Origin of the sequence: Amycolatopsis sp. NPDC049691 (assembly GCF_040675005.1) — a bacterium.
GTDB lineage: Bacteria > Actinomycetota > Actinomycetes > Mycobacteriales > Pseudonocardiaceae > Amycolatopsis.
In genome coordinates, this window is sequence record NZ_JBFANX010000012.1 from 32796 (window position 1) to 47446 (window position 14651).

The following is a 14651-nucleotide window of genomic DNA, read 5'->3' on the forward strand; positions in this document are numbered from 1 at the left end:
GTGACCACCATGACGCAGACCGCCGAGGCCACGCGCCCGGCGATCCGCCCCCGGATCGCCGCGAAATCCGGCCTCTTCCTTTTCCTGGGCGCCAACGTGGCGGCCGTCACCGCGCTGTTCGCCGAGGCCGGCCTGTCGCAGAACGTGCTGATCAGCATCGGGCGGCTCGCCGGGATGTACGGCGCGCTGGCCATGGCGGTCCAGCTGCTGCTCGTCGCGCGGCTGCCCTGGCTGGACCGGCGGATCGGGATGGACCGGCTCACGACGTGGCACCGCTGGACCGGCTTCACGATCCTGTGGACCCTGCTGGCGCACCTGGTGTTCATCGCGTTCGGCTACGCGGAGGTGTCGAGCAAGGGCGTCGTCGACGAACTGGTCGAGATGGCCGACACCCTCGAAGGCATCCTGCGGGCGCTGGTCGCGTTCGCGGTGATCCTCGTCGTCGGGACGGCTTCGGCGAAGTTCGCGCGCAAGCGGCTGGCGTACGAGACGTGGCACTTCATCCACCTCTACACCTACGCCGCGGTGCTGCTGGCGTTCACCCACCAGATCGCGCTGGGCCAGTCGTTCGCCGGCTCGGAAACCGCGAAGACCTATTGGTGGACGCTCTGGCTCGGCGCCGGCGCCGCCGTGCTCGCCGGGCGCGTCCTGCTGCCGCTGTGGCGGAACCTGCGCCACCAGCTGCGCGTGACCGCGGTCGTGTCCGAAGCCCCGGACGTGGTTTCGGTGTACATGACCGGCAAGCACCTCGACAAGATGCCGGCCCGGGCGGGCCAGTTCTTCCTGTGGCGCTTCCTCACGAAGGACCGCTGGTGGCAGGCCAACCCCTTCTCGCTCTCGGCCGCGCCCGACGGCCGCACGCTGCGGCTGACCGCGAAGGCGCTCGGCGACGCCAGCGCGTCGCTGCGCAACCTGCGCGTCGGGACGCGGGTGTTCGCCGAAGGCCCGTACGGCGCGTTCACGACGATCCACCAGCGGCGGCCCAACGCGCTGCTCGTGGCGGGCGGCGTCGGCATCACGCCGATCCGGGCGCTGCTGGAGGACATCGACGGCCACGTCGTCGTGCTGTACCGGGTGCGCACGCAGGCCGACGCGGTGCTGCTGCCCGAGTTGAACGGGCTGGCCAAGGCCCGCGGCGCCGTCGTCAGCGTCCTCACCGGACCGGACCAGGCGGTCGGCCCGCGCGGGGCGATGCTCGGCCCGGCGAACCTGCACATGATGGTGCCGGACGTCCACGAACGGGACGTGTTCGTCTGCGGCCCGCCCGGGATGACGTCGGCCGTGCTGCGCAGCCTGCGCGAGCTGAAGGTGCCGAAGACCCAGGTCCACGCCGAACGCTTCAGCCTCGCGGCCTAGGGGGACGCTGTCGTGAAGAAGACCATTTTCGTCGTCGCGCTGTCGATCGCGGGGTTCATCGCGGTCTGGCGGTTCGAGCCGGGGCCGGTGCACAACACCGCCTCCGTCGCGCAGGCGCCGCCCAGCACCAGCGCACCGTCCACATCGGCCGGTCCGCCCACTTCGACGTCGACTGCTCCGTCCACTTCGGACAGTGCGAATGCGACGGTGACCACCCAGGGCACCGCGGAGTCCAGCCGCTACGGCACCGTGCAGGTGCAGGTGACCTTCACCGGGTCGCGGATGGTCGCGGTCACGCTGCTGCGGGCCCCGGACGACGGCCGCGCGCTGACCGCGTTGCCGCGCCTGCAGGAAGAAGCGATGAAGGCGCAGAGCGCCGACATCGACACGATCACCGGGGCGACCGAGACGAGCGAGTCCTACAAGACGTCGCTGCAGGCGGCCATCGACGCACGGGGCAGCAGATGACCACGCGCGTGGAGCAGGTGATGGGCCTGCCGATCTCCCTCGACCTGCGGGACGAGGGCGATTTCGCCGAAATCGTCGACGACGTGTTCGCCTGGTTCCGCGACGTCGACGCGAAGTTCAGCCCCTTCAAGGAGGACAGCGAGGTCAGCCGGTACGACCGCGGCGAGCTGACGGCCGGCGGGCTGAGCGACGACCTGCTCGAGGTGCTCGAGCTCTGCGCGTACTACGAGCAGCTTTCCGGCGGCGCGTTCCGCGCGCGGCTGCCCGGCCGCGGCCTCGACCCGTGCGCGGTGGTGAAGGGCTGGGCGGTGCAGCGCGCCGCCGACATGCTCAAGGCCGAAGGCGCGACGACGTTCTGCCTCAACGCCGGCGGCGACGTCGTCACCGCCGGCGAGCCGCGGCCCGGACGGCCGTGGCGGGTCGGCGTCCGCCACCCCGAGCAGCCCCTGTCCGTGTGCGCGGTGCTGGAGTCGCGCGACGGCGCCATCGCGACGTCGGCGGCCTACGAGCGCGGCTCGCACATCCTCGACGGCCGGTCGGGCGCGCCGGCGACCGGGCTGCTGAGCGTCACCGTCATGGCCCGCGACCTGGTCACCGCGGACGCGCTGGCGACGGCGGCGTTCGCGATGGGCGCCGAAGGCATCACGTGGGCGGCCGACCGGCCGGACTGCGAGATCCTCATCGTCGACGACAGCCGCCGCGTGCACCGGACGGCGGGGCTCGCGCTCGCGTCGTAATCCGTTCGCGCTCACCCGGTGACTCGGCCAGACTCGGGACCAGCCGTCTGCCCGGAGGAGAGCCATGCCGTCGTCCGTCCTGCACGTGTCCGTCGACTGCGCCGATCCGTACGAACTGTGCCGGTTCTGGAGCGAGGTCACCGGGAAGCCGGTGCCCGAAGAGGACCAGCCCGGCGACGACGAGTGCGGCATCGAGCTCGAAGGCGGCATCGACATGCTGTTCCTGCGCGTCCCCGAGCCGAAGACGGTCAAGAACCGGCTCCACGTGTGCCTGCGGCCGGACGGCCCGCGCGACGAGGAGGTCGAGCGGCTGCTCGGGCTGGGCGCCACGCTGGTGAACGACCTCCGCAAGCCCGACGGCACCGGCTGGGCCGTGCTCGCCGACCCCGAGGGCAACGAGTTCTGCGTGCTGCGCAGCGCGGCCGAACGGGCGGCGACGTCGTGACGGACTCGTTCGCCGTCAACAAGGCCAACTGGGACGAACGCGCGGTGCTGCACGCGGCGTCGCCGGGCTACAGCTTCGACGACTTCGTCACCGATCCGGCGCACCTCAGTCCCGTCGTGCGGTTCGACCGGCCGCGCCTGGGCGACATCAGCGGGCTGCGCGGCGTCCACCTGCAGTGCCACCTGGCCTCGGACACGATTTCCCTGGCCCGGCTCGGCGCTTCGATGACCGGCCTGGACTTCTCGGGACCGGCGCTCGAAGAGGCCCGGCGGCGGGCCGAGGCGGTCGGCGCGTCCATCGACTTCCACGAAGCCAACGTGTACGACGCCGTCGAGGTGCTGGGCTCCGGGCGGTTCGACCTGGTCTACACCGGGATCGGCGCGCTGTGCTGGCTGCCGTCGGTGGCGCGCTGGGCTGCGGTGGTCGCCGGGCTGCTGCGCCCCGGCGGGCGGCTGTTCATCCGGGAGTGCCACCCGATGCTGGCGACGCTCGACGAAACCGTCGACCCGGCCGTGCCGCGCTACCCGTACTTCGAGCACACCGAGCCGCTCGTGTTCGACGAACCGGGCAGCTACGTCGAGGTGGCGGGCGAGCAGCACCACACCGTGACCCACGAGTGGGCCCACTCCCTCGGCGAGATCATCACCGCCCTGCTGGACAACGGGCTGACGCTGACCGGGTTCACCGAGCACGACAGCGTTCCGTGGGACGCCGTGCCCGGGCAGATGGTCCGCGACGGGAACGAGTGGCGGATGCGCGACACGCCGTCGCGGATCGCGGCGAGCTACACGCTCCAGGCGGTCAAGGCCGGCTGAATAGGGTGGCCGCATGTCCTTGATCGCCCTCGCCTCCCTCGGCGGCACCATCTCCATGGCCCCGGTCGCCGGTTCCGGCGGCGCGGTGCCCCGGCTCGGCGCGGCCGACCTGCTCGGCGGCCTCGGCGACCTGCCGATGGACGTCCTGGCCGAGACGCTGGCCGGCATCGGCAGCGCGTCGCTGGACTTCGCGACGCTGCTGCGGTGCCGCGACTGGGGGCTGCGGCAGGAGGCCGACGGGTTCGTCGTCGTCCAGGGCACGGACACCCTGGAGGAGACCGCGTACTTCCTGGAGCTGGTCTGGCCGTCGGACGTCCCGGTGGTGGTCACCGGCGCGATGCGCAACGCGGGGCTGCTCAGCCCGGACGGCCCGGCCAACCTGCGGAACGCGCTGACCGTGGCGGCCGACCCGCGCAGCCGCGGCCGGGGTGTCCTGGTGACGCTGAACGACGACGTCCACGCGGCGCGCTGGGTGCGGAAGGCGCATTCGAGCCACCTGGAGGCGTTCTCGTCGGCGCCGGCGGGTCCGCTCGGCATGGTCGTCGAGCACGCGGTGCACTGGTTCCACCCGTCACCGCCCCGGCTCGCACCGTTGCGTGGCGAGGACTTCGGCGGCGTGGTCCCGGTGGTCGAGACCGGTTTGGCCGACTCCGGGGCGGTGCTCGCGCACGCGGCCACGCAGCCGGACGTGCGCGGGATCGTGGTCGCGGCGACCGGCGCGGGGCACGTGTCCGCCGGCACGGCCGACGTGATTTCGCGGCTGGTCCCTTCGCTGCCGGTGGTCGTCGCTTCGCGAACGGGCGCGGGCCCGACGCTGCGGTCGACCTACGGCTTCCACGGCTCGGAGTCCAGCCTGATCGCGCTGGGCGCGACGATGGCCGGCTGGCTGGACGCGCGGAAGGCGCGGATCCTGCTGCACGCACTGCTGGCGGGCGGCGCGGACCGGGCCGCGATCGAGCGGGAGTTCCGCGCCCGCGGCGACCTGGACTGAGTGGTTCAGTCCAGGACCGGGCCACCCAGCGGGTCGAGGTGGTACGGGCGCATCGCGCGGCCCGCGTCGCGGTAGACGTGGATCGAGACCGCCGGGTCGGGGCCGTCGTTGCGCACCTCGTGCACGTACCCCGGGCCGAACACCCGCGACTGCCCCGCCGCCAGCGCGTGCAGCTCGGTGATCGCGCGGCCGTCCGGCGCGCGGCGGGCCACGGCCTCCGTCAGCCGGCCGCTGACCAGCGTGAACGCGCCACTGGCGAACGCGTGGTCGTGCAGGTCGGTGCGCTGGCCGGGCAGCCAGCTCATCAGCCAGACCTCCTGCTGCTCGTCCTTCTCGACGAGCGTCGCGAAACGCTCGTCGGGGTCGTAGCGCAGCAGGTGCTTCCAGCGGTCGCGGTCGGCGGCGACCTCCAGCGCGACGCGCACGGGGTGGCGCAGCGCGGGGTTTTCGGGACGCAGCAGGGTGTTGTCCGGAACGGCGAACATGAGGGTCCTCACGGAAGAAAAGGGGTGTCGAGCTGGGCCGGGGCGGGGTTCACCGACAACAGCGACACGCGCACATGACGGCGCTGAGGTACGACGTACCTCGCAGCTCGGTGAGTCCGTGCGCCATCATGCGACCAGCGTCGCAGGCATCCCGGAACCGGTCAAGACGTCTCAGCAACCGGGAAGAAGGCCGGCTTTCAGGACCATTCGTGCTTCTGCGACCGGCCCAGCAGCTCCGCGCCCGCCTGCCGCGGGTCGACGCCCTCGTGGCAGACGCGGTGCATCGCGTCGGTGATCGGCATGTCGACCCCGACGCTCCGCGCCAGCGCCCGGATCGACGAGCACGACATGACGCCCTCGGCGACCTGCCCGCCGGCGGCGGCCTGCGCCTGTTCGAGCGTCTCGCCGCGGCCGAGGCGTTCGCCGAAGGTGCGGTTGCGCGAAAGCGGCGAAGAGCAGGTCGCGACCAGGTCGCCGACGCCGGCGAGCCCGGCGAAGGTCAGCGGGTCCGCCCCCAGCTTGGCGCCGAGCCGGGCCATCTCGGCCAGGCCGCGGGTGATGAGGGTCGCCATCGTGTTGGTGCCCAGGCCCAGGCCGGCGGCCATGCCGGTGCTGAGCGCGATGACGTTCTTGCACGCGCCGCCGAGCTCGCAGCCGACGACGTCGGTGTTGGTGTACGGGCGGAAGTAGGAGTTGGCGCAGGCGCGCTGGATCGCGACGGCGCGTTCGTGGTCGGCGCAGGCGAGCACCGAAGCGGACGGCTGCCCGGCGGCGATCTCCTTGGCCAGGTTCGGCCCGGTGACGACGACGACTTCTCCGGGGTCGATCCCGACGATCTCGCCGATGACCTCGCTCATCCGCTTGAGCGTGCCGAGTTCGACGCCCTTGGCGAGGCTGACGAGGATCGCGCCGGGCGGCAGCAGCGGGCGCCACTCCGAGAGGTTCGCGCGCAGGCTCTGGCTGGGCACGGCCAGGACGACGGCTTCGGCGTCGTGCAGGGCCTTTTCGGGGTCGCTGGTCGCGGTGACGTTCCCGGGCAGCTGGATCCCGGGGAGGTAGGCGCCGTTGGCGTGCCGCTCGCGGATGTCCTCGGCGACCTGTTCGCGGCGCGCCCACATCGTGACGTCGCGCCCGGCGTCGCCGAGCACCTTCGCGAAGGCGGTGCCCCACGAGCCGGCCCCGAGCACGGTGACCCGCTGGACGTCGGCGCGCATCAGGCGGGGTCCCCCGGCTTCGCCGACGGCGGTTCTTCGTGGCGGATCTCGCCGAGCAGGCGGGTCACCTCGTCCATCATCACCTGGGTGACCTCGCGCAGCTTCGACGCGCTGCGGGTGTTGCCGCCGCGGTAGGCGGACAGGTCGATCGGGTCGCCGACGGAGTGGGTGATCGTCTTGCGCGGGAAGGGCGTGAACTTCTTCGTGTAGCCGTTGAAGATCTGGCTGGTGCCCCACCGCGCGATGGGGATGACGGGGACGTCGTTCTGCAGCGCGAGCCGGGCGGCGCCGGTGAAGGACTCCTTCGGCCAGCCGGCGGGGTCCTTGGTGATGGTGCCCTCGGGGTAGATGACGACGATCTTCCCTTCTTCGAGGGCCTGGTGGGCGGCCTTGAGACTGTCCCCGGCGGCGGCGGACCCGCGCGAGACGGGGATCTGCCCGGACCCTCCGACGATCGGGCCGAGGACTGGCGCGCGCAGCAAGCTCTCCTTGAAGAGGAACCGCGGGACGCGCTTCTGCCGGTGCACGAAGACGGCGTCGACGGCGGGGTCCAGGTGCGAGATGTGGTTCATGACCAGGAGAGCCGGCCCTTGCCGCGGGATCTTCTCGGCCCCGACGTAGACCCGCCGGGCAATGCCGGTGAGCGGGTAGAACAGTACGGCGGCCAGCCCCACCCAGAAGCCGCCCTTCTCACGCCGGGCCACGATCTCCTCCTCCACGTCAGCTCCCCCAGATCCTGCCGCGCCGGGGTAAGGGCAGTCCAGGGAGGGTCTCCTTGGTCGACGATCATGGGTCGGAGGCGGGGGTGGACCGGCGGCCGGGAAGTCTGTCGCGGGCTTCGCGGAGGGTCGTTCAGCGCCGCCGGCCCGGCGCTCGGCTCCGGCCCAACCTCCTGACTCCCGACTTGTCCACAACCCCCGCAACCTGTGGACAACCCGCCCCTCCCCCCGACACCCACCCGCCGTTTCGGGTAAAGATGGACACGTGGACGTGGACCTGGTCGTGCCGATGAAACACCCCCGCGACGGCAAGTCGCGGCTGCGTGGTGCCGTCGCGCCCGAGCTTCACCCCCTGCTCGTCCTCGCGCTCGCCGCCGACACCCTCGCCGCCGTCACCTCGACCGCGCGGGTCCGGCGGGTGCTGCTCGTCGCCGCCGATCCGGCCGCCGTCGCGGAACTCGCCGAGCTGGGCGTCGAGGGCGTCGAGATCGTCCCCGAACCCCCCGAGAGAACCCTCAACGCCGCCTTCCGCCACGGCGCCGAGCTGCTCCGGAAAGACGATCCGCACGCCGTCGTCGGAGCGCTCCAAGCCGACCTCCCCGCCCTGCGCGCCATCGACCTGACCGAGGCCATCGCCGAAAGCGACAACAGGAGAGCCTTCGTCGCCGACCGCCAAGGCACCGGCACCACCCTCCTGCTGTCCGCGCCCGGCGCCCCCCTCGACCCGCGCTTCGGCCCCGGCTCGGCCCGCCTCCACGAAGCCTCCGGGGCCGTTCCGCTCGCGAAAGAACTCCCGAGCCTCCGCAGCGACGTCGACACCCCCGAAGACCTCGCCCACGTCAGCAGCCTGGGTGTCGGAAAACACACCGCAGAGCTGTTCACCTGACCTTCACCGCGGCCTGCGCAATTCAGCCTGGCTTGGTGAAGAATGGGGTCCGTGAGCACAGACGACGGCACGCCCGCACCGCGGAGGCGACGGAACCCGGCGAACGGATCATCGGAGACGGCGAAGAAGACCACCGCGGCGAAGAAGGTCCCGTCGAAGTCCACCGCGCGCGACACCGCCGCCCGCGCCACCGCCGGCAAGGCCAGGACCCGCAAGACGACCGCCGCGGCGGCCACCCCGGCCGCGACCCGGCGCCGCAGCGCCGCGCAGGGCAACCCGCGCGGCGCCGAGGAGTTCCGCGCCGTCCCGTCCGCGCCGCCCGCGGTCACCGCCGCGCCGACCGCCGTCGAGACGCTGCCGGACGACCGGTACTTCAACCGCGAACTCTCCTGGCAGGACTTCAACGCCCGCGTGCTCGCGCTGGCCGAGGACGAGTCGCAGCCGCTGCTCGAGCGGACGAAGTTCCTCGCCATCTTCGCGTCCAATCTGGACGAGTTCTACATGGTCCGCGTCGCCGGCCTGAAGCGCCGCGACGAGACCGGCCTGCTGGTGCGCAGCGCGGACGGGCTCACCCCGCGCGAGCAGCTGGACTACATCTCCAAGCGCAACCAGGACCTCGTCGAACGCCAGACCGGCGCCTTCGAGAAGAACCTGCGCCCGCAGCTGGCCGAGCACGACATCCGGATCGTCGGCTGGGCCGACCTCTCCGGCGCCGACCAGCTCCGGCTGTCCAGCTACTTCTCCGAGCAGATCTTCCCGGTCCTGACGCCGCTGGCCGTCGACCCGGCGCACCCGTTCCCCTACATTTCGGGCCTTTCGCTCAACCTCGCCGTGACGGTCCGCGACCCGGAAGGCGGCACCGAGCGCTTCGCCCGCGTGAAGGTGCCGAGCAACGTGCCGCGCCTGATGCGCGTCGAGACCGAGCGCACCAGCCGGACGGCGACGTTCCTGCCCCTCGAAGAGCTCATCGCCGCGCACCTCGGCGAGCTGTTCACCGGCATGGACGTCACCGAGCACCACGTCTTCCGCGTCACCCGCAACGCCGACTTCGAGGTCGACGAAGACCGTGACGAGGACCTCCTGCAGGCCCTCGAGCGCGAGCTGGCGCAGCGCCGGTTCGGCCCGCCGGTGCGGCTCGAGGTCGCGCAGGACATGAGCGAGCACATGCTCGAGCTGCTGCTGCGCGAGCTGGACGTCGACCCGGCGGACGTCGTCGAGGTGCCCGGCCTGCTCGACCTGACCTGCCTGCACCAGCTGTCCGGAGTGGACCGCAAGGAGCTGAAGGACCGGCCGTTCGTCCCGGCGACGCACCCGGCGTTCGGCGAGCGTGAGACGCCGAAGAGCGTTTTCGCGACGCTGCGCGAGGGTGACGTGCTGGTGCACCACCCGTACGACTCGTTCTCCACCAGCGTGCAGCGCTTCATCGAGCAGGCGGCGGCCGACTCGAAGGTCCTCGCGATCAAGCAGACGCTGTACCGGACGTCCGGCGACTCGCCGATCGTCGACGCGCTGATCGACGCCGCCGAGGCGGGCAAGCAGGTCGTCGCGCTGGTCGAGATCAAGGCGCGCTTCGACGAGCAGGCCAACATCACCTGGGCGCGGACGCTGGAGCGCGCGGGCGTGCACGTCGTGTACGGCCTGGTCGGGCTGAAGACGCACTGCAAGGTGTCGATGGTCGTGCGCCAGGAGGGCTCGACGATCCGGCGCTACTGCCACATCGGCACCGGCAACTACAACCCGAAGACCGCGCGGCTGTACGAGGACCTCGGGCTGCTGACGGCCGACCCGAGCATCGGCGCGGACATCACCGACCTGTTCAACGTCCTGACCGGCTACTCGCGGCAGGACACCTACCGGACGATCCTGACGTCGCCGCACGGCATCCGCCGTGGCATCGTGCGGGCGATCGGCGAGGAGATCGAGCTGGCGCGGGCCGGGCAGCAGGCCGGCATCCGGATCAAGTGCAACTCGCTGGTCGACGAGCAGGTGATCGACGCGCTCTACCACGCGTCGCAGGCCGGCGTGCCCGTCGAGGTCGTGGTCCGCGGGATCTGCGCGCTGAAACCCGGCGTCGAAGGCCTGTCGGAAAACATCCACGTGCGGTCGATCCTCGGCCGGTTCCTCGAGCACTCGCGGATCTTCCACTTCCGCGCGGGCGGGACGCACTGGATCGGCAGCGCGGACATGATGCACCGGAACCTGGACCGGCGGATCGAGGCGCTGGTGCGCGTCAAGGACCCGAAGCTGACCCGGCAGCTCGACGACATCTTCGACTCGGCGCTCGACCCGGCGACGCGGTGCTGGGTGCTGACGGCGAGCGGCGAGTGGTCGCCGTTCCCGGCGGACGGCTCGCGGGTGCGCGACCACCAGCTGGAGCTGGCGAAGCTGCACGGGGCCGCCGGATGACCCACGAGGTACGGGCGGCCGGCGCGGTGCTGTGGCGCGTCGCCGGTCGGGTGACGGAGGTCGCCCTGGTCCACCGCCCGCGGTACGACGACTGGTCGCTGCCGAAGGGGAAGCTCGATCCGGGCGAGACGATCGCCGAGGCCGCCGTGCGCGAAGTGCGCGAGGAGACGGGGTTCGACGCGGTACTGGGCCGGTACGTGGCCCGGACGGCGTACCCGGTGCCGGCGCGCGACGGCGGCGGGACGGTCCCGAAGACGGTCGACTACTTCAGCGCCGAAGCCGTGTCGGGTGAGTTCGCGGCGAACGACGAGGTCGACGAGCTGCGCTGGCTCGACGCGACGGCGGCGGAGAAGCTGCTGACACGGCCGGAAGACGTGCGGGTGCTGCGCGCTTTCTGCGAGGTCCCGGTGGGCCTGACGACGCTGGTGCTGGTGCGCCACGCGAAGGCGGGCAAGCGCGACGAGTGGACCGGCGACGACGACCTGCGGCCGTTGTCGGAGGCGGGCCTGAAGCAGGCGTCCGCGCTGCGGCGGGTGCTGGGCCTGTTCGGCCCGGACCGGGTGCTGTCGGCGCCGCGGCTGCGGTGCGTGCAGACGGTGCACGGGGTCGCCGAAGACGTCGGCACCGAGGTGCGCCACGAGCCGCTGCTGTCGGAAGAGGGGTACTGGCCGGACCCGGTGCTGGGCGTCGCGCGCCTGCTGGCGCTGGCGGGCGACGGCGGGACCCCGGTGGTCTGCAGCCAGGGCGGCGTGATCCCGGACCTGGTCAGCGCACTGGCCGACCGCGACGGCGTGGAGCTGCCCGCCGTGCGCGGCGGCGTGGTGCCGAGCAAGAAGGGCTCGTTCTGGGTCCTGTCGTTCCGCCCGCCGACGGCGGAGGAGGGCCCGGTCCTCCTGGCGGCCGACTACCACCCGAGCGCACTGCCGGCCCCCTCGCCCAGCCACCGCTGAGGCGCCGCTGTCACGCGACAGCGTCGTGACAGTCGATCTTGGTGTACTGGTACCGGGTCCCGCTGGGCTGCGCCGGGCTAGGGGTACGGCGCATCCCGGGCCGGGGGCCCGGCTGCCGGCACCGTCGCCAGCAGGGCCTGGATCTCCGGGATGCGGGGATCGCCGAGGCGCTGGCAGACGTTCAGCGCCTCGGCCCACTGCTGCCGCGCCTCCTCGCCCCGCCCCGTGCGGAGCTTGAGCCTGCCGAGGGTGATCCGGACGTCGATCGTGCCGTAGTCCGCGTTCAGCTCCTTCAGTTCGGCGAGCGCTTCCAAGCCCGCCTTCTCCGCTTCTTCGTGCCGGCCGGCCCCTTCGAGCGCTTCGGCGACGTTCCCCAGCGCCAGGGCCGCGTGATAGCGGTCGCCCAAGCCTTCGAAGGCTTCGTGCGCCGCCTGGGCCGCTTCGGCGGCGTTGTCGTAGTTGCGCAGGCCGATGCGGCTGGCGCTCACGTTCAGCAGCGCGTGCGGCACGAACGTCCGCTGGCCGTGGTCGCGGGCGAGCCGGACCGCCTGCAGCGCGTGGCGCTCGGCCTCGGCGTACTCGGCCCGCACGTAGTACGCGCCGGCCAGGTTGGACAGGATCGCCACGGCCAGCGCGGTCCCGTCGCCCCGCTCGGACGCCGCGCGCGCCTCCTCCAGGGCTTCGAGCGCCTTGTCGGGCTGCAGGGTGCGCAGGTACGCCGAGCCGAGGTTGTTGGCGCTGTACTGCAGGCCCGTGTTGTCGTCCGCGGCGCGGGTGGCGGTGACGGCCGTGCGGGCCGTCGTGATCCAGTCGTCGCGGTCGTGGCGCTCGGCGAAGAACCCGCGCAGCAGCCAGGCGAGCTTCCACGCGTGGGCGGTGAAGCCGTTTTCGGCGGCGATGCCGACGAGCGCGGTGAGCGCCGCGCGTTCGGTCATGTACCAGGAGATCGTCTGTTCGTGCTGGGTGAACGGGACGGCGGGCAGGGGCGGGGCGTCGAGCGCGATGTCGTCGGTGAGCAGGTCGGGGCGGACGAGCTTGGTCGCTTCGGCGACGGTCGCGAGGTACCAGTCGAGGAGCCGGCGCAGCGCGGCCGTGCGTTCGGCCGCGCTCGACTCGGTTTCGACGAGCTCGGCGGCGTAGACGCGCAGCAGGTCGTGGAACTGGTACCGGTCGGTGCTGGGCTGGTTGAGCAGGTGCGCGGCGGCGAGCTGGTCGGCGAGCTCGCGGGCTTCGCGCAGGTTCGCGCCGGCGAGCGCGGCGGCCGAGGACAGGCTGAAGCCGTGGCCGGGGTGCAGGCCGAGCAGCCGGAAGAAGCGCGCGGCGGCGGGGCGCAACGCCTTGTACGACCACGAGAACGCGGCGCGCAGATCCGTGCCGGCGTCCTGCGGGTCGCGCAGGGTGTCCAGGCGCAGCCGCTGGTCGCGCAGCTCTTCGACGATCCCCGCGAGCGAAACGCCGGAGAAGCGCGACGCGCGTTCCCCGGCCAGCGCCAGCGCCAGCGGCAGCCGGCCGCACAGCTGGACGAGCTCGGCGACAGCGTCCGGTTCGGCGGCGAGGCGCTGGGGTCCGACGCTGCCGGCGAGCAGGGCGGTGGCGTCGACGTCGTCGAAGGAGCGCAAGGCGATCCGGCGGGCGCCGTCGCGGGCGACGAGGCCGCGCAGCTGGTTGCGGCTGGTCACGACGACGAGGTTGCCCGGACCGGGCAGCAGCGGGCGGACCTGGTCGGCGTCGCGGGCGTTGTCGAGCAGCATGAGCGTGCGGCTGCCGGCGAGGCGGCTGCGCAGGAGCGCGGAGCGTTCCTCCACTGTGGAAGGCAGGGCTTCGGGCGGGACGCCGAGGGCACGCAGGAACCCGGCCAGCGCGGCCTCGGGCGTGACGGGCGTGCCCGCAGAGTGCCCGCGCAGGTCCAGGAACAGCTGGCCGCCGGCGAAGCGGTCGCGGACGCGGTGCGACCAGTGCACGGCCAGCGACGTCTTCCCGACCCCGGCCGTGCCTTCGATGACGACGATGCCGGACGCCCCGCCGGGCGGCAGCCGGTCGAGTTCGGCGAGTTCGGGGCCGCGGCCGGTGAAGCCGGCGACGTCGAAGGGCAGCTGGCGCGGCACGGTGTGCACGGCGGGTTCGCTGTCGGCGGCGAGCAGTTCGGCGTGCAGGCGGCGCAGGTCCTCGCCGGGTTCGACGCCCAGTTCGTCGGCCAGCAGGGCGCGCAGCCCGGCGTAGCGGGACAGCGCTTCGGCGCGGCGGCCGGACCGGGCGAGGACGCGCACCAGCCGTTCCCACAACGATTCCCGCAGCGGGTGCTGGGCGACGAGGTCGGTGAGTTCGGCGACGAGCCGCGCGTCGGGGACGAGCCCGGTGTCGAGGTCGATGCGCTGCTCGACGGCGAAGAGGTACCGCTCGGTCAGCAGCGGCCCCCATTCGGCGGCGAGCACGGGAGAGCCGACGCCTTCGAGGGGGGTGCCGCCCCAGGCGGCGAGCGCGGCGGTGAGCAGGGCGCGGCGGCGGGTGGGTTCGCTCGAGGCGGCGGCCTGGTCGAGGGTGCGGAGGAAGCGCAGCGCGTCCACCCGGGACGGGTCGACGACCAGCCGGTACCCGTCCGGTTCGGTGACGACGGTGTCTTCGCCGCACAGCCGGCGCAGCCGCATGACGTAGGTCTGGAGGCTGCCGCGGATGTGCGCGGGCGGCGCTTCGCCCCACACGCCGCGCGCGAGGGCGTCGATCGTCACCAGGCGGCCCGCGGAGAGGGCGAGCGTCGCGAGCAGCGCGCGCTGCCGGGAGCTGGTCAGCACGACCGGCGAACCGCCGACGAGCGCCTGGAACGGGCCGAGCAGCCGGATCTCGATGGTGGTCGCCCCCAGGTTCGCGCGCGCCGCGGGACACCGCCGGACGCGGACCCCGAGGAACGCAGCGTGGCATCACTCGGCCGGGCGCTCAAGCAACTTTGCGAAATTGGGCGGAACCGGTTGCGGGGCGGAAGGGTGCTCCGCGCGGGTGGTGTCCGGATCCCGTTCGGACGGCCGATCTTGGCGGTGGGTAACGCGCGTTCCGCCTGGGGCGGGGAATCGGTCGGCATCGGTGTACCTGGCAACGTTCGGCCCGGCGACAGCTGCGCTCGACACAGCTGCGCTAGCCACAGCCACGCCCGCGACAGCCGCGCCCGCGGCATTCGGCCCGGCGAC

At 72.7% G+C, this 14651-nt stretch carries 13 protein-coding genes; 9 read left to right on the plus strand and 4 right to left on the minus strand.

From position 1 onward, the window contains the following. The first annotated feature begins 9 nt into the window (after positions 1 to 9). The 6 genes from AB0J40_RS26130 to AB0J40_RS26155 all read left to right on the plus strand — a co-directional run bounded on the left by AB0J40_RS26130 (position 10) and on the right by AB0J40_RS26155 (position 4812). On the plus strand, positions 10 to 1356 hold the full coding sequence (locus tag AB0J40_RS26130; RefSeq protein ID WP_364457808.1) for a ferredoxin reductase family protein: 1347 nt from the start codon (positions 10 to 12) through the stop codon (positions 1354 to 1356). 12 nt (positions 1357 to 1368) lie between these two features. After that, on the plus strand, positions 1369 to 1824 hold the full coding sequence (locus AB0J40_RS26135) for an FMN-binding protein (RefSeq protein WP_364457378.1): 456 nt from the start codon (positions 1369 to 1371) through the stop codon (positions 1822 to 1824). Next, on the plus strand, positions 1821 to 2561 hold the full coding sequence (locus tag AB0J40_RS26140) for an FAD:protein FMN transferase (RefSeq protein WP_364457380.1): 741 nt from the start codon (positions 1821 to 1823) through the stop codon (positions 2559 to 2561). The genes AB0J40_RS26135 and AB0J40_RS26140 overlap by 4 nt, the downstream gene beginning before the upstream one ends. A 64-nt stretch (positions 2562 to 2625) precedes the next feature. Next, a complete protein-coding gene (locus tag AB0J40_RS26145; protein WP_364457382.1) occupies positions 2626 to 3006 on the plus strand; it encodes a VOC family protein in 381 nt (126 codons plus the stop codon). Then, the gene (locus AB0J40_RS26150) at positions 3003 to 3821 is read left to right on the plus strand and encodes a class I SAM-dependent methyltransferase (RefSeq protein ID WP_364457384.1); all 819 of its coding nucleotides are present in this window, start codon (positions 3003 to 3005) and stop codon (positions 3819 to 3821) included. The genes AB0J40_RS26145 and AB0J40_RS26150 overlap by 4 nt, the downstream gene beginning before the upstream one ends. Before the next feature lie 13 nt (positions 3822 to 3834). After that, positions 3835 to 4812: an asparaginase gene (locus AB0J40_RS26155; RefSeq protein ID WP_364457386.1), complete on the plus strand. Its 978-nt coding sequence runs from the start codon at positions 3835 to 3837 to the stop codon at positions 4810 to 4812. Positions 4813 to 4817: 5 nt separating this feature from the next. Here the strand turns inward: AB0J40_RS26155 and AB0J40_RS26160 are convergent, their stop codons facing one another. From AB0J40_RS26160 to AB0J40_RS26170, 3 genes are all read right to left on the minus strand, one after another. After that, positions 4818 to 5297, minus strand: coding sequence for a cysteine dioxygenase family protein (locus AB0J40_RS26160; protein ID WP_364457388.1), 480 nt, complete (start codon positions 5295 to 5297; stop codon positions 4818 to 4820). Positions 5298 to 5494: 197 nt separating this feature from the next. Then, positions 5495 to 6511, minus strand: coding sequence for an NAD(P)H-dependent glycerol-3-phosphate dehydrogenase (locus AB0J40_RS26165; RefSeq protein ID WP_364457389.1), 1017 nt, complete (start codon positions 6509 to 6511; stop codon positions 5495 to 5497). Continuing rightward, a complete protein-coding gene (locus AB0J40_RS26170) occupies positions 6511 to 7230 on the minus strand; it encodes a lysophospholipid acyltransferase family protein (RefSeq protein ID WP_364457391.1) in 720 nt (239 codons plus the stop codon). Before AB0J40_RS26170 ends, AB0J40_RS26165 begins: the two co-directional genes overlap by 1 nt. Before the next feature lie 265 nt (positions 7231 to 7495). On the opposite strand from AB0J40_RS26170, the gene cofC reads away from it, so the two are divergent. From cofC to AB0J40_RS26185, 3 genes are read left to right on the plus strand one after another with little or no spacing between them, the layout of a single operon-like run. Continuing rightward, on the plus strand, positions 7496 to 8116 hold the full coding sequence (cofC, locus tag AB0J40_RS26175; protein ID WP_364457393.1) for a 2-phospho-L-lactate guanylyltransferase: 621 nt from the start codon (positions 7496 to 7498) through the stop codon (positions 8114 to 8116). Positions 8117 to 8158: 42 nt separating this feature from the next. Beyond that, the gene (locus AB0J40_RS26180) at positions 8159 to 10522 is read left to right on the plus strand and encodes an RNA degradosome polyphosphate kinase (RefSeq protein ID WP_364457395.1); all 2364 of its coding nucleotides are present in this window, start codon (positions 8159 to 8161) and stop codon (positions 10520 to 10522) included. Further along, complete coding sequence (locus tag AB0J40_RS26185) at positions 10519 to 11472, plus strand: NUDIX hydrolase (protein ID WP_364457397.1); 954 nt, start codon at positions 10519 to 10521, stop codon at positions 11470 to 11472. The genes AB0J40_RS26180 and AB0J40_RS26185 overlap by 4 nt, the downstream gene beginning before the upstream one ends. A 77-nt stretch (positions 11473 to 11549) precedes the next feature. Here the strand turns inward: AB0J40_RS26185 and AB0J40_RS26190 are convergent, their stop codons facing one another. Then, a complete protein-coding gene (locus tag AB0J40_RS26190) occupies positions 11550 to 14261 on the minus strand; it encodes a BTAD domain-containing putative transcriptional regulator (protein ID WP_364457399.1) in 2712 nt (903 codons plus the stop codon). Positions 14262 to 14651: the final 390 nt, after the last annotated feature.

Bases quoted from the DNA above. Each gene is read 5' to 3' on its own strand.
- AB0J40_RS26130 (WP_364457808.1), top strand. From the start codon at position 10: ATGACGCAGACCGCCGAGGCCACGCGCCCGGCGATCCGCCCCCGGATC.
- AB0J40_RS26140 (WP_364457380.1), top strand. From the start codon at position 1,821: ATGACCACGCGCGTGGAGCAGGTGATGGGCCTGCCGATCTCCCTCGAC.
- AB0J40_RS26145 (WP_364457382.1), top strand. From the start codon at position 2,626: ATGCCGTCGTCCGTCCTGCACGTGTCCGTCGACTGCGCCGATCCGTAC.
- AB0J40_RS26155 (WP_364457386.1), top strand. From the start codon at position 3,835: ATGTCCTTGATCGCCCTCGCCTCCCTCGGCGGCACCATCTCCATGGCC.
- AB0J40_RS26160 (WP_364457388.1), bottom strand. From the start codon at position 5,297: ATGTTCGCCGTTCCGGACAACACCCTGCTGCGTCCCGAAAACCCCGCG.
- AB0J40_RS26165 (WP_364457389.1), bottom strand. From the start codon at position 6,511: ATGCGCGCCGACGTCCAGCGGGTCACCGTGCTCGGGGCCGGCTCGTGG.
- AB0J40_RS26180 (WP_364457395.1), top strand. From the start codon at position 8,159: ATGGGGTCCGTGAGCACAGACGACGGCACGCCCGCACCGCGGAGGCGA.
- AB0J40_RS26185 (WP_364457397.1), top strand. From the start codon at position 10,519: ATGACCCACGAGGTACGGGCGGCCGGCGCGGTGCTGTGGCGCGTCGCC.